The organism is Martinezella lusitana (assembly GCF_010668395.1).
GTDB classification, from domain to species: Bacteria; Pseudomonadota; Alphaproteobacteria; order Rhizobiales; family Rhizobiaceae; genus Rhizobium; species Rhizobium lusitanum_A.
Map to the genome: position 1 here is coordinate 207215 of NZ_WUEY01000001.1, position 25299 is coordinate 232513.

General features: G+C 62.6%; 25 protein-coding genes. 10 read left to right on the top strand and 15 right to left on the bottom strand.

Features of this window, described 5'->3' with window-relative positions:
• The first annotated feature begins 73 nt into the window (after positions 1 to 73).
• Positions 74 to 970: a LysR family transcriptional regulator gene (locus tag GR212_RS01025; RefSeq protein ID WP_163984603.1), complete on the top strand. Its 897-nt coding sequence runs from the start codon at positions 74 to 76 to the stop codon at positions 968 to 970.
• 30 nt (positions 971 to 1000) lie between these two features.
• On the top strand, positions 1001 to 1564 hold the full coding sequence (locus tag GR212_RS01030; RefSeq protein ID WP_163984604.1) for an O-acetyl-ADP-ribose deacetylase: 564 nt from the start codon (positions 1001 to 1003) through the stop codon (positions 1562 to 1564).
• Between the two features lie 4 nt (positions 1565 to 1568).
• Here GR212_RS01030 and GR212_RS01035 read toward each other — a convergent pair whose 3' ends face one another.
• Positions 1569 to 2732, bottom strand: coding sequence for an adenosylhomocysteinase (locus GR212_RS01035; RefSeq protein ID WP_163984605.1), 1164 nt, complete (start codon positions 2730 to 2732; stop codon positions 1569 to 1571).
• A gap of 112 nt (positions 2733 to 2844) precedes the next feature.
• The gene (locus tag GR212_RS01040; protein ID WP_246725659.1) at positions 2845 to 3756 is read right to left on the bottom strand and encodes a LysR substrate-binding domain-containing protein; all 912 of its coding nucleotides are present in this window, start codon (positions 3754 to 3756) and stop codon (positions 2845 to 2847) included.
• A 260-nt stretch (positions 3757 to 4016) separates the two neighbouring features.
• On the opposite strand from GR212_RS01040, the gene GR212_RS01045 reads away from it, so the two are divergent.
• The 3 genes from GR212_RS01045 (at position 4017) to GR212_RS01055 (ending at position 6996) form a co-directional block, all read left to right on the top strand.
• Positions 4017 to 4514, top strand: a complete 498-nt coding sequence (locus tag GR212_RS01045; RefSeq protein ID WP_204326241.1) for an NUDIX hydrolase — start codon at positions 4017 to 4019, stop codon at positions 4512 to 4514.
• A gap of 96 nt (positions 4515 to 4610) precedes the next feature.
• On the top strand, positions 4611 to 6146 hold the full coding sequence (locus tag GR212_RS01050; protein ID WP_163984606.1) for an inorganic phosphate transporter: 1536 nt from the start codon (positions 4611 to 4613) through the stop codon (positions 6144 to 6146).
• Positions 6147 to 6258: 112 nt separating this feature from the next.
• Positions 6259 to 6996 carry a 16S rRNA (uracil(1498)-N(3))-methyltransferase gene (locus tag GR212_RS01055; protein WP_163984607.1) on the top strand — a complete coding sequence of 246 codons (738 nt, stop codon included), beginning with the start codon at positions 6259 to 6261 and terminating at the stop codon, positions 6994 to 6996.
• Positions 6997 to 7000: 4 nt separating this feature from the next.
• Here GR212_RS01055 and GR212_RS01060 read toward each other — a convergent pair whose 3' ends face one another.
• On the bottom strand, positions 7001 to 7615 hold the full coding sequence (locus GR212_RS01060) for a LysE family translocator (protein WP_163984608.1): 615 nt from the start codon (positions 7613 to 7615) through the stop codon (positions 7001 to 7003).
• A gap of 243 nt (positions 7616 to 7858) precedes the next feature.
• Between GR212_RS01060 and GR212_RS01065 the strand changes: the two genes are divergently transcribed.
• The 3 genes from GR212_RS01065 (at position 7859) to GR212_RS01075 (ending at position 11241) form a co-directional block, all read left to right on the top strand.
• On the top strand, positions 7859 to 9232 hold the full coding sequence (locus tag GR212_RS01065) for a glutamate--cysteine ligase (protein WP_163984609.1): 1374 nt from the start codon (positions 7859 to 7861) through the stop codon (positions 9230 to 9232).
• A 135-nt stretch (positions 9233 to 9367) separates the two neighbouring features.
• Positions 9368 to 10237, top strand: a complete 870-nt coding sequence (locus GR212_RS01070) for a DUF937 domain-containing protein (RefSeq protein WP_163984610.1) — start codon at positions 9368 to 9370, stop codon at positions 10235 to 10237.
• 125 nt (positions 10238 to 10362) lie between these two features.
• A complete protein-coding gene (locus tag GR212_RS01075) occupies positions 10363 to 11241 on the top strand; it encodes an aldo/keto reductase family oxidoreductase (protein ID WP_163984611.1) in 879 nt (292 codons plus the stop codon).
• A gap of 5 nt (positions 11242 to 11246) precedes the next feature.
• Here the strand turns inward: GR212_RS01075 and GR212_RS01080 are convergent, their stop codons facing one another.
• The 3 genes from GR212_RS01080 to GR212_RS01090 all read right to left on the bottom strand — a co-directional run bounded on the left by GR212_RS01080 (position 11247) and on the right by GR212_RS01090 (position 14041).
• Positions 11247 to 12848: an ABC-F family ATP-binding cassette domain-containing protein gene (locus tag GR212_RS01080; protein ID WP_163984612.1), complete on the bottom strand. Its 1602-nt coding sequence runs from the start codon at positions 12846 to 12848 to the stop codon at positions 11247 to 11249.
• A gap of 119 nt (positions 12849 to 12967) precedes the next feature.
• Positions 12968 to 13549, bottom strand: a complete 582-nt coding sequence (locus GR212_RS01085; protein ID WP_163984613.1) for a dienelactone hydrolase family protein — start codon at positions 13547 to 13549, stop codon at positions 12968 to 12970.
• Positions 13550 to 13741: 192 nt separating this feature from the next.
• On the bottom strand, positions 13742 to 14041 hold the full coding sequence (locus GR212_RS01090) for a DUF1127 domain-containing protein (RefSeq protein ID WP_163984614.1): 300 nt from the start codon (positions 14039 to 14041) through the stop codon (positions 13742 to 13744).
• A gap of 202 nt (positions 14042 to 14243) precedes the next feature.
• Here GR212_RS01090 and GR212_RS01095 point away from each other — a divergent pair, with 202 nt between their 5' ends.
• Positions 14244 to 15197: a LysR substrate-binding domain-containing protein gene (locus GR212_RS01095; protein WP_163984615.1), complete on the top strand. Its 954-nt coding sequence runs from the start codon at positions 14244 to 14246 to the stop codon at positions 15195 to 15197.
• Between the two features lie 34 nt (positions 15198 to 15231).
• Here GR212_RS01095 and GR212_RS01100 read toward each other — a convergent pair whose 3' ends face one another.
• The 6 genes from GR212_RS01100 to GR212_RS01125 all read right to left on the bottom strand — a co-directional run bounded on the left by GR212_RS01100 (position 15232) and on the right by GR212_RS01125 (position 20698).
• Positions 15232 to 15864: a TetR/AcrR family transcriptional regulator gene (locus GR212_RS01100; RefSeq protein ID WP_163984616.1), complete on the bottom strand. Its 633-nt coding sequence runs from the start codon at positions 15862 to 15864 to the stop codon at positions 15232 to 15234.
• 209 nt (positions 15865 to 16073) lie between these two features.
• Positions 16074 to 16955: a dienelactone hydrolase family protein gene (locus GR212_RS01105; RefSeq protein WP_163984617.1), complete on the bottom strand. Its 882-nt coding sequence runs from the start codon at positions 16953 to 16955 to the stop codon at positions 16074 to 16076.
• 147 nt (positions 16956 to 17102) lie between these two features.
• Positions 17103 to 17525, bottom strand: a complete 423-nt coding sequence (locus GR212_RS01110) for an MAPEG family protein (RefSeq protein ID WP_163984618.1) — start codon at positions 17523 to 17525, stop codon at positions 17103 to 17105.
• A 42-nt stretch (positions 17526 to 17567) separates the two neighbouring features.
• On the bottom strand, positions 17568 to 18158 hold the full coding sequence (locus GR212_RS01115; protein WP_163984619.1) for a hypothetical protein: 591 nt from the start codon (positions 18156 to 18158) through the stop codon (positions 17568 to 17570).
• A gap of 3 nt (positions 18159 to 18161) precedes the next feature.
• Positions 18162 to 19646 carry an IMP dehydrogenase gene (gene guaB, locus GR212_RS01120; protein ID WP_163984620.1) on the bottom strand — a complete coding sequence of 495 codons (1485 nt, stop codon included), beginning with the start codon at positions 19644 to 19646 and terminating at the stop codon, positions 18162 to 18164.
• A 179-nt stretch (positions 19647 to 19825) separates the two neighbouring features.
• The gene (locus GR212_RS01125; protein WP_163984621.1) at positions 19826 to 20698 is read right to left on the bottom strand and encodes an MBL fold metallo-hydrolase; all 873 of its coding nucleotides are present in this window, start codon (positions 20696 to 20698) and stop codon (positions 19826 to 19828) included.
• A gap of 346 nt (positions 20699 to 21044) precedes the next feature.
• Here GR212_RS01125 and GR212_RS01130 point away from each other — a divergent pair, with 346 nt between their 5' ends.
• A complete protein-coding gene (locus GR212_RS01130) occupies positions 21045 to 22487 on the top strand; it encodes an MFS transporter (RefSeq protein ID WP_163984622.1) in 1443 nt (480 codons plus the stop codon).
• Positions 22488 to 22521: 34 nt separating this feature from the next.
• On the opposite strand, the gene GR212_RS01135 is transcribed toward GR212_RS01130, so the two are convergent.
• From GR212_RS01135 to GR212_RS01145, 3 genes are all read right to left on the bottom strand, one after another.
• The gene (locus tag GR212_RS01135; protein ID WP_163984623.1) at positions 22522 to 22905 is read right to left on the bottom strand and encodes a VOC family protein; all 384 of its coding nucleotides are present in this window, start codon (positions 22903 to 22905) and stop codon (positions 22522 to 22524) included.
• Positions 22906 to 22970: 65 nt separating this feature from the next.
• Complete coding sequence (locus tag GR212_RS01140; RefSeq protein WP_163984624.1) at positions 22971 to 23690, bottom strand: SAM-dependent methyltransferase; 720 nt, start codon at positions 23688 to 23690, stop codon at positions 22971 to 22973.
• Positions 23687 to 25267, bottom strand: coding sequence for a Ppx/GppA phosphatase family protein (locus GR212_RS01145; protein WP_163984625.1), 1581 nt, complete (start codon positions 25265 to 25267; stop codon positions 23687 to 23689). Before GR212_RS01145 ends, GR212_RS01140 begins: the two co-directional genes overlap by 4 nt.
• Between the last annotated feature and the right edge of the window lie 32 nt (positions 25268 to 25299).

Below are 25299 nucleotides of genomic sequence, written 5' to 3' on the forward strand. Positions count from 1 at the left end.
ATAACAGGCTTAGCGCTTTCCAAAATTCGGCGCAAATGATAAGCATTTATTCCAAAATAGGAAATAATTGTGCATGACCAATTTAGGGGATCTCGAAATCTTCGCCAGCGTCGTCGTGACTGGCAGCATGTCTTTGACCGGCCGCGCGCTCGGGTTCTCGCCCGCCGTCATTTCCAAGCGCATCAAACGCCTGGAAGACAGGCTCGGCACCCGCCTTTTACAGCGCACGACGCGGCAGATTTCGCTGACGGAGGCCGGCCAGGGTTTCTACGACCGCGTGCTTGCCATTCTGGCCGGGCTGGAGGAAGCGGAAGCCTATATTGCCGGGCGATCCTCGCAGATGTACGGCACGTTGAAGATCTCGGCGCCGACGTCCTTCGGGCGGCTGCATATCGCGCCGCATCTGAAATCCTTCATGCAGGCCCACTCCGAGCTGGCGATCAATCTCGTGCTCAGCGACGAATTCGTCGATATCGTCGGCGGCGGCTTCGACCTTGCCATCCGCATTGCCGAGCTTACCGATTCCAGCCTCGTCGCCCGCAGGCTCGCGCCGGTGCGCCGGGTGCTCTGCGCATCGCCGGCCTACATCGATTCCCATGGGATGCCGCAGGATATCGAAGATCTGCGCCGGCATGTCTGCCTGCCGGCGCACAATCATGACCCGTGGCGGCTGGACGGGCCGAAGGGAAGCCTGGTCTTCCGGCCGGAGGGCAGGCTCATCACCAATTCCAGCGAGGTGGTCCGCGAAGCCGTCATCGCCGGCCTCGGCATCGCGTTGCGGTCCACCTGGGATGTCGGCCCGGAACTGCGCGACGGCCGCCTCGTTCAAGTGCTGCCGGCCTACGAAGGGTCGCATAATGTCACGCTTTCGGCGGTTTACCCCAGTCGACAGTTCCTGCCGGCGAAAGTGCGCGTCTTCATCGACTTTCTTGCGGAACTTTACGGGCCCGTTCCCTATTGGGAGCGTTAGAAGGCCCGTTCCAGGCTCGAGGAGATCATCATGTCTGCGCCCGAGATCATTCGTTCCGATCTTGCCGCCGGTGCGAAGACGCGCTTCACCGTGGTTCTCGGCGACATCACACGGCTTCCGGTCGATGCCATCGTCAATGCGGCCAATAGCAGCCTGCTTGGCGGTGGCGGCGTGGACGGCGCCATCCATCGCGCCGCGGGTCCCGACCTTGTCGCCGAATGCAGGACGTTGAACGGCTGCAAGACCGGGCAAGCGAAGATGACAGGCGGATATCGCCTGCCGGCGAAGCATGTGATCCACACTGTCGGCCCCGTCTGGAACGGCGGCGACCATGGCGAAGAGGCATTGCTCGCCGGCTGTTATCGCAACAGCCTCGGCCTTGCCCGGCGGCATGGGCTCGGCACCGTCGCCTTCCCCGCCATCTCCACGGGCATATATCGTTTTCCCGCAGCGCCGGCGGCGGAGATCGCAATCGGAACCGCTCTTGCCGAAAGCAAGGATGGAGCCTTCGACGAGATCATTTTCTGCTGCTTCGGCGACGAGATGGCCGCGCTCTACGATCGATTGCTGCCGCAGGCGCTGGCCGGAGCCTGATTGCTCACCGCGCCAGATCGAGGTAGGCGGAGGCGACCAGGGCATCGATGTCACCCGGAACGGGGATCACGCAGGACTCCGCGCCGAGACCGCCCCTGGCGACCCGCTCCAGGCAACGGGCCTGCAGCGCGAAACCAAGATCCATGGATTCGACGGTATTGCCGAGCGGACGCGGGCCGGCGAGATTGGCCATATGACCGCCGCCAAGGATATGGAAGGCGCGTCCATCCCGCATGCGAACCGTCTCGATCTGCTCGGCTTCGTAGCGATCGACACCCGTGACGTCGGGACTGTTGCGGAAGCCTTCGACATCGATTTCATGCGGGAAGTGGCCGCCGTTCATCAGAATTGCGCCATCCTTGATGAAAGGCAGATCGGCGACCGTAACGATGTCGGCATAGCCGGTGACGGTAACAAGGATATCGGCCGAGCGGATCGCCGCCTCGCGCAGCGGCGTCGAGAAGCCGTCGAGATGCGCCTCCAGTGTCGTGACCGGGTCGATATCCACGACGCTGACAGTGGAAAATGCGTTGCGGAAGCAGGCCGCCGTGCCCTTGCCGCAGGCGCCGTAACCGAAGACGGTGACGCGTTTGCCATTGGTGGAGCGATTTGTGAAACGCAGATAGCTCTCGAACATGCTCTGCCCGACAGCATGCTTGTTTTCGGCAAATTGCTTGATCGGGCTGTCATTGATGACGAGGATCGGCATGTTGAGCCTGTCGCGCATCGGCAGCAGCCGCGTGCGGCCGGATGTCGTTTCCTCGGTGCCGCCCAGGAGATTGGCATAGGGGCGTTCAGCGGCGCGGGCAAAGAGATCGCCGCCATTGTCGAGCAGCAGGTCCGGCTTTTCCGCAAGGATCGCGTCGAGGCTCGCGCCATGCTCATCGGCGTTGCGGGTCTGCGTGGCGAAAACCTTTATTCCCTGAGCGCGCAGGTAGTCCACCGTCTCCGGCTGCGTGCTGTTGAGATTGCCGGTGCAGACGAGGCCGGCACCGCCGGAGCGCAGCGTCATCAGCAGCGCGACCGTTTTCGGCTCCAGATGGATGCCGGTGCCGATGGTCAGGCCTGCAAAGGGCTTCGTATCGCGGAACTCCGCGGCGGTGGCGGCCAGCAGCCGGCAACTGCGCGCCACCCAGTCAATGCGGGAAAGAGAAGAAGACTGATCCATGATGCGCTCCTGCCGGCTGGTTCGATGCCGTGATCTGGCATGATGGCAAAGGGCCTGTCGATGGACATTGCATTGCGTTGCATGGCAGAAAATCTGCCATACCAATGCCTGGCTAAACCAGTTCGGCTCCTGCCACGCTCAGCCAGTCTGCGAGCCGGACGAGCGCCGGGTCTTTCACATCGCTGCTGCGGATGCTGAGGCTGTAGCCCGCCGGTCTTCGGATGAAGCCGTAGGGCGCAACCAGGACGCGGCGATCGATGTCGTCGCCGATGGCGGTGCGCGGCGCAATGGCAACCCCCAGGCCGGAGCGGGCGGCGCCGATCGCAAGCAGCAGGTCCTCGAATTCTCGATTGCCGGCAAAGCGCACGGAGGCATGGCCGCTTTCCGCAAACCAGTCGTTCCAGAGACTCGGAGCCGACCGGCTGGAGAGGGCGACGGCCCCGGCGAGCGCCGAGACGCCAGCTGAAAGGCCGAGGCGGCCAGCGACATCAGGCGCAGCGACCGGGCCGAATTCATCCTCCATGAAGCGAATGGCGGTGATATCGCGCGTCGGCCTGTATTCACCGCCCATAATCACCGCCTCCAGATCGGCGCGCTTGGCCAAAGGCTCCACCGTTGCCATCGGCACGATGTCTATATCGACATCCTGCAGGGTTGCCTGCAGATCTGCGACACGCGGCATCAGCCACCAGACGGCGAAGGCCGAGGGAACGCCGAGCCGGATGGACCGGCGGCTTCCAATCGAAAGCTCTGCCGAGGCCCGCGTCAGGATACCGAAGGCGACACCGACGGAATCGGCAAATGCCCTGCCCTTCGCGGTCAGCACCAGCCTGCCGTTTTCCCGATCGAACAGGGCGATGCCGAAATGGGCTTCCAGCAGGTTCAACTGCTGCCTGACGGCGCCGCGCACCACCCCGAGTTCATCGGCCGCCTTCAGAATGCTGCCGCGCCGCGCCACGGCATCGAAGGCGCGCAGCGCGTTCAAAGGCGGCAGGCGTCGGGATGAAACGGGTTCGGACGGCAAGGTTTTATCTTTCTATCCAGTGCGATGACGGCCGTTTTCAAGCAGCCACGTCATCTGCGGCATGAAAATGCTGTTCAATGTCGCTTTCAGTACAGTGGCTGGCGAATATCAGAAGACAAATCGTCGCCTTTTTACATACTCAGCACTCAATAAATTTGTGGGGAAATACCATATGGCATTCTGTGGAGCGCAAATTTTTTCCACAGAATGGTAATATAGAATCAATCCTTCACTCCAACCTCCAAAAGGTGATCCGACAATTGGCCTTTCTCAGCCGTATAGCAAATGATGTGCAACTTATGTTTCGGCGTCCGCCGCGACAGCAATATGCTGCGCTCTGTTATCGGGTGAAGAAGAAAACGGGTGACCTCGAGGTGCTGCTGCTGACCAGCCGCGACACCGGGCGCTGGGTCATTCCCAAAGGGTGGCCGATGCCGGGCAAGCTCTCCCACGAGGTCGCCGCGCGGGAAGCCTATGAGGAAGCCGGCGTGCGCGGCACGGTGGAAACCGAGCCGCTGGGCTCGTTCGGCTACGACAAACTGCTGAAGGACGGCATCGAGATACCGTGCCGCGTGCAGGTCTATGCGCTTGAGGTCAGCGAACTCGCCAAGAATTTCAAGGAAAAGGGCGAACGCTCCCTTGAATGGGTTTCCTGCAAGGAAGCGGCCGAGCGCGTGCGCGAACCGGAACTGAGCGGCATCATTCTCGGCTTCGCCCAGCGGATGGTCAAACCGGCCGCCGCGGCGCAGGCGAAGTAAGCCACATTACTCACAAGAAACTGTGCCAGGATACGAGGCAGATGTTGCGTGCCGCATCGGGCAGCGCAATACGAGAGTTTTAATCCAGAGAATTGCATGCCCGACCGACCGGCCACGCCAGAAAAACGGACGCTCGACAAGGACCTCGACAAGTTCACCTATGTCGAGGACGCGACCTATCACGTCGCGAGGCGTCTGGTGGCACCGGGCATCGGCCTGATCTTCCTCGGCTTGGCCATGGTCTTCGCCGGCATCTACGTGCTCGACCTGCCGCGGGCGACATTGATCTTTGCCGCCGTCGCCCTTGCCGGCTACATGGCCATGAACATCGGTGCCAAGGACGTGGCCAACAATGTCGGCGCGGCGGTCGGCGCCCGCGCGATCACCATGACGCAGGCGCTGGTCATGGCGGCCGTCTTCGAAATCCTCGGTGCAATGATTGCCGGCGGCCCGGTCATCAACACGATCTCGACGCATATCGTCGACACGAACCGCATCATCAGCATCGGCAAGCTCGCCTGGCTGATGATGGCCGCGCTTCTGGCAGCCGCTCTCTGGATCAATTTCGCCACCTGGCTGAAAGCACCGGTTTCGACCACGCATACGATCGTCGGCGCCGTGGTCGGTGCCGGAGCGGCGGCCGTCGGCCCGGAACTGGTAAACTGGAACATACTGGCGGCCATCTCCGCCGGATGGGTCGTGACACCCTTCCTCGGCGGGGCCATCGCGGCCGGCATCCTGTTCTTCATCGAAACCTTCATCATCTATCGCGACGACAAGATCGCGGCCGCAAGGTACTGGATTCCGATCCTGATCGGGCTGATGGCCGGCGCGTTTGCGGGCTATCTCGTCGTCCAGCTCGAGCCCAAGGACGCGATACCGCCACTGCTGAATCTCGCAATCGGCATCGGCGTCGGCCTCATCGCCTGGCTCGTCGCGCGGCCGCTGGTGGCAGCGCAATCCGCCGGGCTGGAAAACAAAAACAGCTCGCTGCGCAAGCTCTTCCGCCTGCCGTTGATCTGCTCGGCGGCGCTGATGTCCTTTGCCCATGGCGCCAATGACGTCGCCAACGCCATCGGCCCGCTGGCGGCGATCGTTCGCGATATCGGCCTTGGCGGCTCTCTCGGCGTGGTGGCCGAGGCGACCACGCAGAGGGCTCCCTTCTGGGTGGTCATGATCGGCGCGTGCGGCATCTCCGTGGGCGTGCTTTTGTATGGCCCGCGACTCATTCGCCTGCTCGGCGAGCAGATCACCAAGCTCAATCCGATGCGGGCCTATTGCGTTGCCGTGTCGGCGGCGCTCACCGTCATCGTCGCAGCCTGGTTCGGTTTTCCCGTGAGCTCGACCCATATCGCCGTCGGAGCGGTCTTCGGGGTCGGCTTCTTCCGCGAATGGTCCACCAGCCGCTCCAGGCGGCGTCTCGACTATATGCGCAAGAGAGCCGAAGCCGCCGGCATCCCCTGGCACGAACCGGACAATGCGGACGAGCGCAATCCGGACGAGGCCTATCGCCGGCGCCTGGTGCGCCGCTCGCATTTCATGACCATCATCGCCGCCTGGGCGATCACCGTGCCGGTCGCGGCCCTGCTTGCCGCCGCCGTATATTGGGTTATGGTCGCGCTCTTCATTTAGAGCGGTTCAGCTTTCCCATGGAATCCGAATGGCTCTATCTCTTTGTTTTTACGCAATTCCGGACGGAAAACCACTGCGCACTTTTCCTGGGAATCGCTTTAGGGGGTAATCCATGCGCGCCAATTTCCGCATGCAGCGGCTGTTCGTGACGGCAGACATCAAGGCAGGCATCGCCATCGAGGCCGACCAGGACCAGTTCAACTATCTCGCCAATGTGCTGCGCATGGAGGACGGCGCCGAACTGCTTGCATTCAACGGCCGCGACGGCGAATGGAAGGTCGGCGTCTCCTTTCCGTCCCGCAAGCGTATCCTGCTGACGCCGGTCGAGGAAACGCGGCCGCAGCCGGCTCCCTCCGACCTGCATTATCTTTTCGCACCGCTGAAGGTCGGGCGGCTGGACTATCTTGTCCAGAAGGCTGTCGAGATGGGCGCGGGCTTGCTGCAGCCGGTCATGACGCAGCATGTGCAGGGCAAGATCACCAATCTGGACAAGGTCAGGGCCAACGTCATCGAGGCGGCCGAGCAATGCGGCATCCTCGGCATTCCCGATGTGGCGGAGCCGGTGAAGCTCACCGATCTGCTGGCCGGCTGGCCGCGCGACCGGCGCATCATCTATTGCGACGAAGGCGATGCCGGCCAGAATCCGCTGCCGCTGCTGACGCAGGTGAAGGAGAAGCATCTGGCGCTCTTGGTCGGGCCTGAAGGCGGCTTCTCCGAAGAGGAGCGCGCTCTGCTGCGCAGCCTCGATTTCGTCACCGCCATTCCGCTGGGCCCGCGCATCCTGCGCGCCGACACGGCCGCCGTTGCCGCCATGGCGGTGATCCAGGCGGCGATCGGCGACTGGAACTGAGCCTTCACTCCACCACGGCGACGACGGTCGCAACGATCAGCAGGATCGCCAGCGAGACGTTGACGATCCGCGAGATCCTCGGATTTTGAAGAAACCGGGATAGGGAAGCGCCGACGAGAAGCCATAGCATGTGAATGGCGACGATCATTGCCGTCAGCAGCGCGATCTTGAGGGCGGCGTCGAGCAGACGCCGATCCTGAAACAGGCTGACGCCGGCAAAGACGGCGGCGATCGCCAGATAGGCTTTCGGATTGGCGACGGCCAGCAGAAAGCCGCCGGAAAAAGCCGGAGCCGCGACCTGATCGTCGCGGCGCGACAGAGGCGGCGCGGTCGCGATCCTAAAGGCAAGGTAAAGGATATAGACGGCCGAGACGATCGTCAGCACCAGGGCGCCGTGCGGGATGGACAGCAAGATGGCAACGACGCCGGCTGCAACGGCCAGCAATACCGCCACGGTGCCGATAATAAGGCCGGAGACGTAGCCGAGCGACCGCCTAAACCCATAGGCCGCGCCCATTGCCGTGGCGCTGACCGTCGAAGGGCCGGGACTGCCCATGATGACCAGCGAGGTCAGAAGCAATGTCAGAATAGAATAGTAAAGGCCATTCGGAACGACCATCGATATGCTCCGGCGGTTGTCTGTCGAAGCGAAACTACTAATGAAAATGAGCCGATGTCTTGAACGCTTGTGCAAATGTGCCGGCGGCTGTCACGCCCCTGATGCACTTGCGAGACATAAAATCCTATTTTTTTGAACGACCCTTGAAAGAAATTCACTTGCACCGTACCTCAATCCGCGTCAATCACCCTCCTGTTGACCTGCGGCTGGCGCGGGTTCTCCTCCGAGATCTAAGGTAATACCATGGCGCGCGATACTACCGACCAGACTCCGCTCTCCTCGGTCTCGGAAATGACGGCCTATCTGGCCGCCGGCAACAAGCCGAAGGAAAAATTCCGCATCGGGACGGAGCATGAGAAATTCGTGTTCTTCCGCGCCGACAACAGCCCCGTGCCCTATTTCGGCGATGCCAGCATTTCCGCGCTCCTCACGGGATTGCAGGAAAAATGCGGCTGGGACCCGATCATGGATGGCGACAACATCATCGGGCTCGGCGAACCCTCCGGCATGGGCGCCATCTCGATCGAGCCGGGCGGCCAGTTCGAACTGTCGGGCGCGCCGCTCGAGACCATCCACGAGACCTGCAAGGAATCGAACAACCATCTGGCGACGGTGCGCGAGATCGCAGAACCGCTGGGCATTCGCTTCCTCGGCATCGGCGGCAGCCCGAAATGGACCCTGGCCGAAACACCACGCATGCCCAAATCGCGCTACGATATCATGAGCCGCTACATGCCGAAGGTCGGCACCAAGGGTCTCGACATGATGTACCGCACCTGCACGATCCAGGTGAACCTCGACTTTTCGTCCGAAGCAGACATGCGCCGGAAGATGCGCGTATCGATGAAGCTGCAGTCGCTGGCAACCGCGCTCTTCGCCTCCTCCCCCTTCACCGAAGGCAAGCCGAACGGACTCTCCTCCTGGCGCGGTGACATCTGGCGCGATACCGACAACCGCCGCAGCGGTCTGCTCGACTTCACCTTCCGCGACGATTTCGGCTTTGAAGACTATGTAAAATGGGCGCTCGACGTGCCCATGTATTTCGTCGTCCGCGACGGCCGCTATCACGACTGTACGCATGTCACCTTCCGCCAGTTCATGGATGGTGCGCTGAAGGGCGAGATTGCCGACTGGGAGCCGACGATGGGCGACTGGACGAACCATCTCTCCACGCTGTTTCCCGACGTGCGCCTCAAGCGCTTCCTGGAAATGCGCGGCGCCGACGGCGGCCCCTGGCGTCGCATCTGCGCGCTGCCGGCCTTCTGGGTCGGCCTGCTCTATGACGACGCGGCGCTGACGGCTGCCGACGAGCTGACCAGGGACTGGAGTTTCGACGAGGTCAACGCGCTGCGTGACGTCGTGCCGGTCGAGGGCCTGAAGGCTGCGATCAAGGGCCATAGCCTGCTGGATGTTGCGCGCGAAGTGGTCGGCATTTCCCGTATCGGCCTGAAGAATCGCGCCCGCCTGAACGGCGACGGACAGGACGAAACCGTCTTCCTTGCGCCGCTCGACGAAGTGCTCGCCAAGAAGGGCACGCTCGCCGACGATCTGCTGATGCTCTACAACGGCCGCTGGAACCAGTCGGTCGAACCGATCTTCGAGGAATATCAATACTGATAGCGGACTGCCCGTCGTCGAAACCTGATGGTGCGACGGCAGAAACCGGTATGCGCTCCCTTTTTTCCCGCTATACTGCGGCAAGCAAGAGCCGCCTGATTCCGAAGCGGCCTCATAGCGGGGAAAGGGACTTCGATGCTGCCACTCTTCGACATGATGATGCAGGCACAAAATGGCGCCGCCACGGAGGCCATGGCCAAGCAGTTCAACCTGGCGCAGGAGCAGGCAACCAAGGCGATGGCCGCGCTGATGCCGGCCTTCTCTTCCGGCTTCAAGCGCAGTGCGACCGACCCCTATAACTTCATGGGCGTGATGCAGGACATCGCGTCCGGCAACTATGCCAAATATTTCGAGGACATGGGCAAGGCCTTCACGCCCGAGGGCATCGCCGACGGCAATGCGGTGCTGGGGAGACTCTTCGGCTCCAAGGACGTCTCGCGCGCGATCGCGGCGCAGGCCGCGCAAATGACCGGTATCGGTCAGGAAATCTACAAGCGCATGCTGCCCGCCATGGCCGACACGCTAATGGGCGGCCTGTTCAAGGAAACGAGCGGCCAGATACCGCAGATGGCCAATCCCTTCCTCAACACGGCCATGGGCGAAATGATGCAGGGCTGGCTGCAGAGCATCGGCTTTGCGCCGAAGCAGCAGCCGACACCGCAGGCGAGCATCTTCGACAATCCCTTTACCCAGGCGATGGAACTGATGTTCGGCGCCGACAGCATCAAGCACGAGAAGCCGGCGCAGACCAATCCGTTCCTCGACAATCCCTTTGCCAAGGCCTTTCAGGACATGATGCGCAACTTCCCCGTGGCGGCTGCACCGCCAAAGGAAGCGCCGAAGGCCAAGCCTGCCCCCGGGGTCGACATGGCCGCCTACACGGACATGTTCAACGCCATGTTCGACAGTGGCCTGGAAGTGCAGAAGAACTATCAGAAGAACATGGAAGCGATCTTCGACAACTATCTGAAGACGCAGGACAAGCCGGCGCAGAATCAAGAGTGAGGTCGCCCCCTCGCCCTTGACCGACGTCGATTGTTCGCAATTCCGCACAGCCCGTGCACATTGCACCCGGTTATCACACACCGAGACACGGCCTATTTCTGCTTTCATCTTGAAAGGAGATAGCCATGTCCAGCATCGATCAATCCGGCAGCTTTACCCTCGGGGACCTTGAGGTCAAACGGCTCGGCTACGGCGCCATGCAGCTTGCGGGGCCCGGTGTGTTCGGCCCGCCGAAGGACCGCGAAACCGCGCTCGCAGTCCTGCGCGAAGCCATCGCCTCCGGCGTCAACCATATCGACACCAGCGATTTCTATGGTCCGCATGTGACCAACCAGCTGATCCGCGAGGCGCTCCACCCCTATCGCGACGATCTCGTCATCGTCACCAAGATCGGCGCGCGGCGTGGCGCGGATGCATCCTGGCTGCCGGCTTTCTCCGCCGATGAGCTGAAGCAGGCGGTGCACGACAATCTGCGCAACCTGCGGCTCGACGTGCTCGATGTCGTCAATCTCCGTGTCATGCTCAACCCGCATCACCCGAGCGAAGGCTCGATCGAGGCGCCGCTGGCCATCCTTGCGGAGCTGCAGCGGCAGGGTCTGGTGCGCCATATCGGACTGAGCAACGTGACGCGCGACCAGGTCGCCGAAGGCCGCAGGATCACGAACATCGTCTGCGTGCAGAACCTCTACAATCTGGCGCAGCGCACCGATGACGCGCTGATCGACGAGCTGGGTCGCGATGGCATCGCCTATGTGCCCTTCTTCCCGCTTGGCGGATTCACGCCGCTGCAATCCTCGGCGCTTTCCGATGTTGCCACGCGGCTGAACGCGACGCCCATGCAGGTGGCGCTTGCCTGGCTGCTGCATCGCGCGCCGAACATCCTGCTCATCCCGGGCACGTCATCGCCTGCCCATCTCCAGCAGAATATAGCGGCTGCCGAGCTGACGCTCCCGAAGGATGCGATTGCCGAACTCGATCGCATCGCCGGCGCCGGCCACGCCTGACGCTATCATTCGGACGTCGAGGCGACTCGGGTGGGCATCTCTATTCGCCTCGTTATTCCGATGTTGCCGAGAAACACGTCATCGTGGCTGACGACCAGAAGCGCTCCGTCATAGGCGCGCAGCCCGGCTTCGACCGCCGCGATGGAATCGATATCGAGATGGTTGGTCGGCTCGTCGAGAACAAGCAGAGAAGGCGGCACCGAGCCGCCAAGAACGCAGGCAAGCCCGGCGCGCAGAAGCTGGCCGCCGCTGAGGCTTGAAACGATCTGCAGCGCGGCATCGGCCCTGAACATGAAGCGCGCCAAGGCAGCGCGGCAGGCGTTCTCGTCGGCTTCCGGGTTGATCCTGCGGAAATTGTCGCGGATCGAAAGCGATGGGTCGAGGAGGCTGACCCTCTGGTCCAGCAGCGCTGAAGAGACGACCCGCACCATTCCGCTCCAGGGCTTCAGCACGCCGGAAACCAGCGCCAGCAGCGTGGTCTTGCCCGAGCCGTTCGGTCCGGTGACAGCAACGCGCTCCGGCCCCGTGATGACGAGGTCGAAGTCGCGCAAGATCGGCCGTTCAGGCTCATAGCCGGCGCTGATGCCGTCCATCCTCAGGACGACCCTGTTCGCCGGCAATCCCGATGTCGGCAGCTTCACGGTCAGCGGCTGCAGGATCTCGATCTTTTCGCGGGCGGCGGCTGCCTCCTGCAGGGCCCGGGCGCGGCGTCGTTCGGCAAGCCGGGTGTTCTCCCCGCCCGTCATCTCGCTTCTCTCCTTCAACCCGCCAAGCATGATGCGCGGAATGCCACCCTTGGCCGCCATCTTCCGGCCGGCCTTGTCCCGCCGGGCCTGCCGCTCGACTGTCGCCTGCGCGCTTCGTTCCACCTCGGCGACACGCTTCTCCGCCTCGGCGAAGTCATGCTCGGCTGCCGAAAGCTCCAGCGCCTTGCGCTCACGATACTGGCTCCAGTTGCCGCCATAGCGCGATGCGCCGAGCGATGTCAGCTCGACGATCGCGTCCATGGTATCGAGCAGTTCCCGGTCATGGCTGATGACGATGGCGCCGGCCTTCCAACTCGCGAGGAGATCGATGACGGCGGCACGGCCCTCTCTGTCGAGATTGTTGGTGGGTTCGTCGAGAATCAGGAAATCGGGATCGTCGACGATGAGGGCGGCAAGCCCGCAGCGCGTCCGCTGCCCGCCGGACAGCGTGACGAGAGGCGTCTCCGGGATGACATCGAGCCCGACCCGATCGAGCGCCGAGGCGATGCGCGATTCGAGCGTCCAATCGGCCGTGGCGAGTTCTTCATTCGTCGCCTCGCCGGCCTCCGCACGCTTCAAGACGGCAAGCGCCTCTGTCGCTCCGAAAAGATCGGCAACGGTTTCCCCGGCCTGCACCTGCACGCTCTGGCGCAGGATCCCAAGCCTGCCGTTGAAGGAGATGCTGCCGGATTGCGGCTGCAGGTCTCCGGCGACGAGCCTGACCAGCGTCGTCTTGCCGACGCCATTGCGGCCGACAAGACCGGTGCGCTCGGCGCCGAAGCTCAGATCGAGATGGGAAAGAAGCGGCCGGCCGTCAGGCGTGGACCACGAAAGATTGGATAGAACGATGGATATGGGCATGAGCAGGAATTTCCCCGATGGCAAGGCTGAGCGGCATTGCGGTCGAGGTGGAATCCATTGTTGCACACATCCTGTTGGTATCACTGATGCCTATAAACTAGGCGACAAGTTGCTTCAGTTCAAGTCTGGGCGTCGATGGCATCAAGGAAACCAATAACACGCTTCCAGGTGAGATCGGCTGCCCTGGCGTCATAATCGGGCAGGCTGGCATCGGTGTAGAGATGGCCGCCACCGCCGGGATAGGTGAAGACCTCGGCCGATATCCCGGATCGGGAGGCTGCCAGCCGCCAGGCGGCGACGTCTTCCGCCGGCTCGAATGGGTCCGGATCGGCGAGATGAAGCTGCAGCGGCAAGCCCTTGCGCGCATTGTCGGCAATGGCGGCAAGTCCGTGCAGGAAAAGGATGCCGGCGGTCCTCTCCCGCCTGGGCCAGAGGCTCGCCGCAACGGCAGCCCCCATCGAAAACCCGGCAAGCACCGTCGAGCCCGGCAGGCCGGCAAGCGCCCATTCCGCCCGCTCGCAGATGGTCGGCCAGCCGATTTCGTCCTTGAATTCGAAGCCTTCCTCGATCGACCGGGCAATCAGCCCGTCATAGAGATCCGGCGCGAAAGCCTTGTGCCCGGCCGCCTGCACGCGCTCGACCGCTTCATGCTCGAGCGAGCGCAAGCCATAGACGGAGTGGAAGAAGATCACCGTTGCCATCGTCGCATCCCTGCTGTTTCGATCAGTCGGTAAGATAAGACAATTGCGGTTGGAGGCAACTTTTCCGCGCGTGCCGCATGGCGGAAACACCATCTCCAAAAAGAAAAAACCCGGTGTTGGCCCTTGGGCCGAACACCGGGAAAGAGGCAGGGCTTATTGGCTATCACCCTGCGGGGAAACTGTTGTCCGGCATCAGCCTCGGAAGCTGCTGAAGGCGGAGAGGCGCGTGCGGCGACGCGCGGAATTGGTCAGATGGCCGGACGGGTCCTCGAAGAAGGTCGAGGTGGTCAGCGCGGCGTTCAGATCCTGCCTGCTGAGGCCGATGTCCCGCAGCTGGCTGTCGTTCAGCTCGTTCAGATAGCTGATCTCCTGGCGATTTCGGATTGCGCGCCAGACGGTAGCCACTTTGGCAAGAGCAAGCATCATGCGTGCCGTCAGCGACAGCGATGGTGTTGCCAGGCCGAGGTCAAGGGTCCGATCTGTCGTGCGCATTTCCGTATTCCTTTCCCTAGGGCACACGCCAGCCGAGCCCCTTTCCGATGAACCGGAAAAGGGGCGCAGGCCGGGGAGGAGTTCGACAGGAGTCTCTGTTCAATTGGTATGCTGAATTGCATTAGGAAGATGCCAAAGCCCTATTGATCAGTCCAACGAATGTTTCTAATGATAACTATCAAACTCCTTTATAGGTGAACTCATGTCCGCGCCGCTTGATATCGATCAGTTGCAGACCTTCATCGCAATCGTGGATTCCGGCAGCTTCACCAAGGCAGCCGACAGGGTGTTCAAGACGCAGTCGGCGGTTTCCATGCAGATGCGCCGGCTGGAAGAGCGTGTCGGCAAGCAGCTCTTCATCAAGGACGGCCGTGGCAACCGCCTGACGGCAGAGGGCGAAAAGCTGTTGAACTATGCCCGCCGCATCATTCGCCTGAACAACGAGGCGATGGCGGCGTTCGACGACAACCGGCTCGAAGGCACGCTGCGCATCGGCACGCCGGACGATTATGCCGACCGCTATATGCCCGAGATCATCGGCCGCTTCGCCAAGACGCATCCGAACGTCGAGCTTTATATCGTCTGCGAACCCTCGGTCGATCTTGGCGAGCGCATGCATCGCGGCGAACTCGATATAGCGCTCGTCACCCACAATCCGCGCGAGCGCATGTCGGATGTGGTGCGGACGGAGCCGCTCTGCTGGGTCGGCTCGGCCAACCATCCGCTGCGCGACGATGCGCCCATTCCGCTTGCCGTCGGCCGGCGCGATTGCCAGTGGCGCCAGCTTGCCTGCTCGGCGCTGGATGCCGGCGGCCGAGACTATCAGATCCTGTTCACCAGCTGGTCCTGCACGGTCGTTGCCGCAGCGGTGCTTGCCGGCATGGCCGTTTCGGTCATGCCGGAATCGGCGTTGCGCACCGGCATGAAGGTACTGACCCAGGCAGACGGCTTCCCGCCGCTGCCGCCGGTGCAGATCGGCATCATGAAGCGGGCCGGCCTATCGGCCTCCCTCATGAACGCGATCACCGCCCATATCTCGGCCTGTCTGGACAACATCACGCCGGCCGTGGTGGACGACGATCTCGATAGCGACGTGAAGACCTATGCGCGCTATCATTCAAGGCCGCGCGCCAGCCATATCCTGCCGGGTTGGTGAGCGGCAGGTTTCAACCGACCGCTTTCGACCTTTCCTAAGGTGCAGGCTCCGCCAGCAGGGTGACGCGAATCACCTGCTTCCATTCGTGAAGCATGCGCCTTGCCATCCCATCGTCGCTCATGACGGCAAAGCGAACCGATGCGCCGATAAGATGGCTGAAAAGCTGGGTCCGCGCCTTCAGGTCGATCCGGCTTTCGGCGGGAAGGAATGGCCGAACGCTCTCCAGGAATATATCGGCGACACGGCCGCTGTGCGCTATGTTCAGCTGCAGGATATCCTTGTCGATCTCGGTTCCGAGCCATACGCCGAGATAGGCGGGGTCGCTGCGAAATTCGCGGTAGTACCAATCGATCATGCCGCAGGCCAGTTCGATGGCGTGTTCGAGCGATGTCACGGCGGCAAAGGATTCCTCGACCTTCTGCTGGACGAGACCGGCGTGTCGCTCGAGCAAGGCCCTGACGATTGCCGCCTTGTCCGGGAAATACTGATAGACCGAGCCGATCGGGATGGCGGCGACTGCCGCCAGTTCCGTCATCTTCATGGCGCTGATCCCCTTCTCGGCGATCAGAGCGGCTGCCACCGTCAGGATGGCATCGACGCGCTGGATGCTTCGCTCCTGCTGTGGCTTTTTTCGGAACGTCACGCGGTCAGGGTTGTTCGAATTCATTCTTTACCCGTTTCATTGTCATACTGAACGGCGCTCAGGCGCGCAGACGCTATGACATTCGACGCGTTCAATGCGCGTAAACGGGAAAAGTCCAATTTTAATCATTACTTAGGAGCCGCAAGCAAACTCCGGAACAGGGGCCGGAACATGGTTTCGGCCCCGTCGTCAACCGCATCGCCGGCGACCCGGCGCCGGCTATCCGTATCGTTCTAGGACAGGTACTTCTTCAGGAATTCAACCGTCCTGCCCCAGGCAAGATCGGCCGCCTTCTTGTCATAGCGGGCAGCCGAGGTGTCATTGTTGAAGGCGTGATTGACCCCGTCGTAGACGAAGATCTCGAAGGTCTTGCCGCCTGCCTGCAGCTCCTTGCGATAGGCATCGATGCCGGCATTGATGCGATCGTCCAGCCCGGCATAGTGCAGCAGCAGAGCCGCCTTTATATCGGGCACAGCGCTTGCCGGCGGCTGCGCGCCGTAATAGGCGACGCCTGCCTTCAGCTCCGGCGAGATGGTCGCGAAACGGTTGACGAGGCCGCCGCCCCAGCAGAAGCCGACGGCCCCCACCTTGCCGTTGCTCCCGTCGAGCTTGGCAAGATAGGTCAGGCTCGCCTCGGCATTGTCAGCCGTCAATGCCGGATCGAGATTGGTGAACATGTCGCGCGCCTTGTCCTCGTCCTCCGGCGTGCCGCCAAGCGGGGAAAGGAAATCCGGCGCCAGAACCACGAATCCTTCCAGCGCCATGCGGCGGGCGATATCGCGGATGTGCGGATTGAGGCCGCGGTTCTCGTGGATGACGATGACGCCGCCGAGCTTGCCGGCCGCGTCTTTCGGGCGAACGAGATAGCCCTTCATCTCACCCTTGCTGCCTGCAAAAGTCACATCCTTCGCTTCCAGCCTGTTGTCGTCGGCAGAAACGACTTCGGCGCTCGCCTTGTTGGCGGCAAGCAGCGGCGCGATCGCGGCGGCGGCGCCGGCCGAGCCTGCAAGCCTGGTCAGCTTTTCCATGAAACCCCGACGATCGAGCGTCAGATGCGTGTATTCGTCATAGGCGTTGATCATCGCCTGCGTCACAACGGGTTTTTCCGTGCTCATGGTCCTGTTCTCCCATTTTTCCCCGGCAGCCCGCATGGTGCGGCAGGCCACCCGCTGACAAGATAGGTCAGCCAGCGACCGCGGAACGGTAAAGGAAAAACACAAACACGTTACCGCAGGTTGCTTCCCGCAGCATCGCACGCGGCATCAGGAGAAGGCGAGCCAGATGCCGAGCCAGACCCACATGCCGGCAAGGACTAGAAAACCGACAGCAAAGAGCGGGCTGCGATAGCGCAGGTTGTTGCTGGTGACGTGCACGAACGCATGAGCATAGCGCGTGGCGACGAAGATCCAGGCAAGGATCACGGCCGGCAGATTATCGGCCTGGGTAACGTAAAGCACGATGCAGCAGGCGTGAAAGAGCAAGGGCAATTCGAACTGGTTGGCGATGCTGTTTCGCACCACTAGGCTTTCGGCCGGCTCGTTGGCCGCGTGGTTCTCGCGAAACTGTACGGGCTGGATGCGGCCGGCCTTTACCAGGGTGCGGCGGCGCCATCCCAGAAGGGCATAAAGAATGAAGACCAGCACCGCATGCGCCACCATGGGCCAGAACATTTCGTAGCCTGTCACGCTGCCAACTCCTTTAGAATTTCCGAAAGCCGATAGGATCGATCAGGACGGTCTGGAGCCGTCTGGCGACAGGTAGCGAAAAATTGCGAAACGGGCCAGTAGAATAACCGTCACCACCAGCGTCAGGAATTTCAGCCTGACGATGATCGGAAGCAGGCCCGCCAGCAGCGATATCGTGGCATCGGATGGCGTTGCCGGCGGGTAGAGCATCAGGCCGGCGATATTCTCGGCATAATCGACAATCGTATAAAAGATCGGCAGGCAGAAAATGACTGTCGCCGCGCCGGGCGGAATGGGGCGGCCGAAGAAGAAGCCGCCGGGGCCGACCAGCCGCATCAGGCAGAACAGCAATCCACCCAACACCAGCGGGAAGATCAGTTCCGGTCCGAGATACATGGAGTGCAGGATCGTCGCCGGATCGGGATGATCCTTGAGATAGCGCAGCATGGCGATGACGTCGTCGCGCTCATAGCCGCCGATGCGCACGTCGAGCATCGACTGCCCGGCTGCGGCATCGCTGAATGCCCTGACGAAACCAGCCTGGATCCAGGCAAAAAGAGCGAGCGAAAGAGCCGCGAGGATAGCCGCCAGGCCCTGCAAGGACCTGGCGTTGCCCTGAGCGCGATCTTCCATCGATCAGCCGCCCGCGCCCGGATAGTTCGGGCTTTCGCGGGTGATCGTGACGTCATGGGCGTGGCTTTCGCGCAGGCCCGCGCCGGAGATGCGCACGAAGGTCGCGCGCCGCTGGAAATCCTTGATATCGGCGCCGCCGACATAGCCCATCGCGGCCTTGAGGCCGCCGGCGAGCTGGTGCAGCACGCCGGAAACGGAACCCTTGTAGGGAACCTGACCTTCGATGCCTTCCGGCACGAGCTTCAGCGTGTCGCGGACCTCGGCCTGGAAATAGCGGTCGGCCGAGCCGCGCGCCATCGCGCCGACAGAACCCATGCCGCGATATGCCTTGAAGGAGCGGCCCTGGTAGAGGAAGACTTCCCCCGGGCTTTCGTCCGTGCCGGCCAGCAGCGAGCCGATCATGACGGCCGATGCGCCGGCAGCGATCGCCTTGGCAAGATCGCCGGAGAACTTGATGCCGCCATCGGCAATGACGGGGATGTTCTGTTCCTGCGCCGCCTCGACCGCTGACATGATGGCTGCAAGCTGCGGCACGCCAACGCCGGCAACGATGCGGGTGGTGCAAATCGAACCGGGGCCGATACCGACCTTGACGGCGTCGGCGCCGGCGTCGATCAGCGCCCGCGTGCCGTCATAGGTGGCGACATTGCCGGCCATGATGCGAACGGAATTGGAGAGCTTCTTGACGCGGGTGACGGCGTCGAGAACGCGCTGAGAATGGCCGTGGGCGGTATCGACGACCAGAAGGTCGACGCCGGCCTCGATCAGGCGCTCGGCGCGCTCGAAGCCATCGTCGCCGACATTAATGGCGGCGGCAGCGCGAAGGCGGCCCTGTGCGTCCTTGGAAGCGTTCGGGTTAAGCTGCGACTTCTCGATGTCCTTGACAGTAATCAGGCCGACCAGGCGACCGTCGCCATCCACGACCAGCAGCTTCTCGATGCGGTGCTTGTGGAGCAGGCGCTTGGCTTCCTGCTGCTGCACGCCGTCCGTGACCGTGATGAGGTTTTCACGGGTCATCAGCTCATAGATCTTCTGCTGGGGGTCGGAGGCGAAACGAACGTCGCGATTGGTCAGGATGCCGACGGGGCGCTGCGACTTCTCAACGACCGGAATGCCGGAGATGCCGTTTTCCTTCATCAGGCCGAGCGCATCGGCAAGCGTTGCCTCGGGGCCGATGGTCACGGGATTGACCACCATGCCGCTTTCGAACTTCTTGACCTGGCGAACCTCTTCGGCCTGCTGCACCGGCGTCAGATTACGGTGGATAACGCCGATACCGCCGGCCTGCGCCATGGCGATCGCCAAACGGCTTTCGGTCACCGTATCCATCGCCGCCGAAATGATCGGAAGGTTGAGCTCGATGTCCTGGGCGATACGGGTGGCTACGTTGGTCTGGCCGGGCATGACCTCGGAGTGTCCCGGCTGCAGGAGCACGTCGTCGAATGTCAGCGCATCCAACCCGGTTGACGTTTCAATAATGCGTGCCATGGCCAATTCCTTCGTCTGTGAAAAACAGGAAAGCCCGGAACGAATCGTCTACCGGGCGATCTTGCAAGTGTTGCTTGGAAGTTGGCGAGGGCTGGTAACACGTTCATGACAGGAAGGGAATAGCAAAAAGCGTCCGGCAGATATGCCGGGCGCGCAAGCTTCTTCCCGGCCTTCCGGCGTCAGATTTCAAGCTGGTAGGTTTTCGGAATGTAGCGGAAGCCTTCCGGCTGCTTCTCCACGAAGCCGACGGCAGGGAAAGGCATATGAAAGCCGAGGAAAGGAATGCGGTCGGCGGCGATCATGTCGAAGATGCGACGGCGGGTTTTCGCGGCCTGCATCTTGTCCGCATCGAACCGGACCTCCCAATCGGGGCGACCGACCGACAGGATATAGTGATTGGCGGTATCGCCGGTCATGACCAGCTGCTTGCCGTCCGATTCGAGATGAAAGACGAGATGGCCGGGCGTGTGGCCGGGCGCCAGCATCGCGGTCATGCCGCTGACGATCTGGTCGCCGTCCTTCAGGAAGGTCATCTTTTCGGCGAAGGGCACGATATTGGCAAGAACGGCCTTCTGTCCGCCTTCCGCCGGCGTTCCCTCGCGCGCCTTGTCCGTCCAGAAGGCATATTCGATCTCGCCGGCAACATAGCGGGCGTTCGGAAAGGCCGGGGCGCCCTCTTCCAGCAAACCGCCGATATGATCGCCGTGCAGATGGGTGAGAGCGACGACGGTCACCTGCTCCGGCGTGTAGCCGGCAGCCTTCAGCCCCTTGCGGAAACGGCCGAAGCCGCGGGCGCGGCCGGCTTCACCGAAGCCGGTGTCGACGACGATCACATCGGAACCGGTATCGATGATGGCGGGCGTATAGCTGTTGACGAACTTTTCCGTCGGCAGGAAATTCTGCTCCAGCAGTTTACGCACGGTGTCGGGCGTCTGGTTCGAGCCGAAGATTTCCCAGGGATTGTCCATGACGTTGGCGCCGTCCCTGACGGCGGTGACGGTACAGGATCCCAATTTGAACTGGTGCGTCTCTGGGGGCGGGACAGCAGTCATGATCTCACTCCTTGTTATGAGGCGTAGCGTAAGCTGCGCCTATCGTCGTCGCCGGCAGCAACGGCATCGGGCGTCATCGTGCTCGACCGAAAGTTTGGTCATGACAATCCCATCCAAATCCGCTAATACACCGAACGACGTTTTATGCGTTTAGCATTTCCATGCTCTTAGCATATGTCAAATCTTGCGTTCCGCACCATGCGGCAATGGATATCACGAAGACGTGATCCCCAAGCAGTCATGGAGCAAAATCCGGGATTGGCAGCAGCCTCGCATAGGACTACAGAGCGGCTGACCGCCCTTGGCGGCAGCCTTCCCGAAGACAGACCTATCAAGGCAGATGCCTATGAATCGCATCGTTCCATTGATCCTCGCCGTAGCTCTCTTCATGGAACAGATGGATTCCACGGTCATCGCGACAGCGCTGCCGGCCATCGCCAACGATCTCCATGTCGGCCCGATCACGCTGAAGCTGGCGCTTACCTCCTACATGGTGTCGCTGGCCGTGTTCATACCGATCAGCGGCTGGATGGCGGATCGCTTCGGCGCGAAGAACATCTTCCGCGTCGCCATCTGCGTCTTCGTCATCGGCTCCATCATGTGCGCCGTTTCCGGCGGCCTGCTGGAATTCGTCTTCGCCCGCTTCCTGCAGGGCGTCGGCGGGTCGATGATGACGCCGGTCGGGCGTCTGGTGCTGGTGCGCACGACGCAGAAGAGCGATCTGGTTTCCGCGATGGCGCTGCTGTCCATTCCTGCCCTTGTCGGCCCGCTCGCCGGCCCGCCGCTTGGCGGCTTCATCACCACCTATGCCTCCTGGCACTGGATCTTCCTGATCAACGTGCCCGTCGGCATTCTCGGCGTCATCCTGTCGTCGATCTTCCTGCCCGACGTCGAAGCGACCATGCCGCCGAAGCTCGATGTCATCGGCTTCCTGCTGACGTCCTTTGCGGCGTCCGGCGTGGTCTTCGGCATGTCCGTCATCAGCCTGCCGGCGTTGCCGCCCTATATCGGCATCTCGGCCGTCGTGATCGGCTTCATCTGCGGCTTTCTCTATGTCGGGCATGCGCGCCGTCACCCCGCGCCGATCCTCAACCTGTCGCTTCTGAAAAACACCACTTTCCGCGCTTCGGTCACCGGCGGCACGCTGTTCCGCATCTGCATCGGCGCCATGCCGTTCCTGACGCCGCTGATGCTGCAGCTCGGCTTCGGCCTCAATCCGTTCCAGTCCGGCCTCATCACCTTTGCCGGGGCGATCGGCGCGATTACCACCAAGTTCATAGCTCGCCGGGTGTTTACCGCGGTCGGCTTCAAGACCGCGCTGCTTTCCGCTGCGGCCGTGACGACGGTCACGACGATCTGCACCGGCCTCTTCCAGCCCTGGACGCCGCATCTCGTCATCATCGCCATATTGCTGGTCGGCGGCTTCTCGCGCTCCTTCTTCTTCACGGGCATCAACGCGCTCGCCTTTGCCGATATCAGCGACAAGCAGGCCAGCCAGGCGACGTCCATGAGCTCCGTGATGCAGCAGATCAGCCTGGCGCTCGGCGTCGCTGTGGCTGCGATGATCCTGGAAACCTCCACATTCTTCCGCGGCACGGAACTGCAGGTCAGCGATTTCCACGTCGCCTTCTTCTGCATCTCGATCCTGACCGTCGTTGCGACCATCCCGTTCATTCGGATGGATCGCAATGCCGGCGCCATGGTGTCCGGCCACAAGGCCGGCCTGAAGCGCGTCGCCGCCGCACAGCCACAACCGCAGCCTCAAGTGCAGCAGCCTGCTGCAAAATGAGCCCATCCCTGTCGCGTCTCAGCGCAATCGGGACCTATTCCGGTCTCTCACAGACGGCGCTCAGCTTGTTGCCGTCGGGGTCGCGGACGTAAGCCGCATAGAAACTGGCGTGGAAGGAGCGCAGGCCCGGCTTGCCTTCATCCGTGCCGCCATGCGCCAGGGCCGCGGCATGAAAGGCATCGACAGCGGCGCGGCTTTCGGCATGCAAGGCAACCATTGAGCCATTGCCGATGGTTGCCGCTCGCTGATTATAGGGCATGACCACCCAGAACCGGCAACGCGTATCGCCATCGGCGGCATAGCCGATTTCCTCATCCGATTCACGCTGACGCCGATAGCCGAGCACAGGCATAACGGCGTCATAAAAGCCTTGAGCGCGAGAGATGTCGTTGGAGCCGAGCGTTACGTAGAGGAGCATGATGGGGTCTTGATCGTCCGTGATGCCTTGGGAACCGGCATCATCGGACGAAAGAGACAACGGGATCAAGCCTGCGTGTCTTCCCCATCGGCCTTGCGTCCCTTGAAGCCCTTCGCCAGCAGGAACATTTCCACCGATTCTGCTCTGGAGGCGCCCGGCTTCACATGGATAACCTGACGGAAGTTCTGCTTCAGGAATGCCAGAAGATCGCGCTCCGTACCGCCCTGGAACGTCTTGGCGAGGAAATGCCCGCCTTCCGCCAGCACTTCGACGGCAAAATGCGCCGCGACTTCGCAGAGATGCATGGTGCGCAGATGGTCGGTGCGATGATGGCCCGTGGTCGGCGCGGCCATGTCCGACAGGACGAGATCAGGCGTACCGCCGACCGCATCGATCAGCCGCTGCGGCGCATCCGGCTCCAGAAAGTCGAGCTGCAGGATGGCAACGCCCGGCAGAGGCGCCATTTCCAGAAAATCGATGGCTGCGACGCGGATTTCCTCTTCGGTCGATCCGGTCACCTTGGCGGCGATCTGCGACCAGCTGCCCGGTGCGGCCCCCAGATCGATGATGCGGCGCGCGCCCTTCAGGATCTGATGCTTCTCGTCGATCTCCAGCAGCTTGAAAGCGGCGCGGGCGCGATAACCTTCAAGCTGGGCGCGCTGGACATAGGGATCGTTGATATGCCGCTGCAGCCATTGGCGCGAGGAAGCTTTCAGCTTCTTCTTCTTGACGCGCTGGCCGAGCTTACGGCCCGTGCGGTTGCCGGCGATGGTTGGCTTGGTCACGTCTGAGGCCCCTTCATATCCCTCGGTCGATGGCCGCCGCGACGCGCGCGGCCCCGCCGCCACACGCCATCGTCTGCCATCATGTCGGTCAGCAATCCCTCGCGCAGGCCGCGGTCGGCAACCCGCATGCGCGGGCTCGGCCAGCGGCGGCGGATCGCCTCCAGAATGGCGCATCCGGCCAATACCAGATCGGCGCGATCCGGCCCGATGCAGGGATTGGCGGCGCGGCCGGCAAAATCCCAGGACAGGAGCTTGGCCTGCATCGCGCTCACTTCGTCATCCGACAGCCAGACGCCGTCGACCCTGCGCCGGTCGTAGCGCGGCAGATCGAGATGGACGCCGGCGAGCGTCGTCACCGTGCCGGATGTCCCGATCAGATGGAAATCGCCGCTGTCGCGCGCGGCACCGTACACCGGCGGGCAATCGAAACGCTCGAGCATGCGCTGGACTTCGCACACCATCGTCTCGAACAGCTCCGGCGTCACGTCGCGTCCGCCATGCCGCTCCGAGAGCGTCACGACGCCGACAGGCAGCGAGGTCCAATGGGTGATGTGGTTGGCAAGCCGGCTGGAGCGGTTCTCGCCGATCCGGATGACGGCGATTTCGGAAGAGCCGCCGCCGATATCGAACAGCACGACCGAGCGCGCCTCCGGCCCAACCAGCGACGAGCAACCCGAGACGGCAAGCCGCGCCTCGGTTTCGCGATCGATGATCTCCAGCCGCAATCCCGTCTCTTCGGTCACCCGCGAGAGGAAAGCTTCGCCATTGTCTGCAGCGCGGCAGGCCTCGGTCGCGATCAGCCGCATACGGCGGATTTCGCGCGTCTTCAGCTTCGCCGCGCAGATGCGCAGCGCCTCGACAGCCCGATCCATGGCATCGCCGGATAGCCGTCCGCTGGCGCCGAGCCCTTCGCCGAGGCGTACGATCCGCGAAAAGGCATCGACAACCCGGAACTGTCCGGGGCGGGTCGGCTGCGCTATGAGCAGGCGGCAATTGTTGGTGCCGAGGTCGAGGGCGGCATAGAGGTCGAGCGGACGGGAATCGGCGTCGGCATGATGATGTTGCCCCTGCCCCTCGCGTCGCGGCTGCGACTGCCGGTTCTGACGGTGATCGTCATAGGCCGGAGCGTGCGCGTTTGAAGGCGTGGTTGCGGGAGCGACGACCTGCGCCGTCTTCTCATGCGCCAGCGGCCGGCCCTGCAGGCCGCGCTTGCTGCGATGCTTGCGCCGGTTCTTGCCGCCCTTGTGCGATGAAGGATGGCCGTGATCCGCCGCGATCCGGTGTTCGGGCGCGGACGAAGGTTGTTGCGTCTGGGAAGCAGGTTGCGCACCACCTTGGGCTCCGCCGCGTGCACGGCGTCGGCGCTTGCGCTTTCGGGCCGGTGAGCCGGCATCGTCCTCTGCTGGGCGTTGCGCCACCTGGCTGGACTTGCCTGCCTGGCTGGCCTCCGCAGAATGAGCGTTCGGGCGGCCATGGCCACGCTTACGCTTCGCGCGCCGGGAGGATTTACCCTTCCTGCGCTCTGCTGCCGACGCCCCGTCTGCCTGCGGCGCTGAGCCGCTGTCGGGGTCACTCACGTATCTTTTCCACCGCGCCGCGCAAGGCCCTG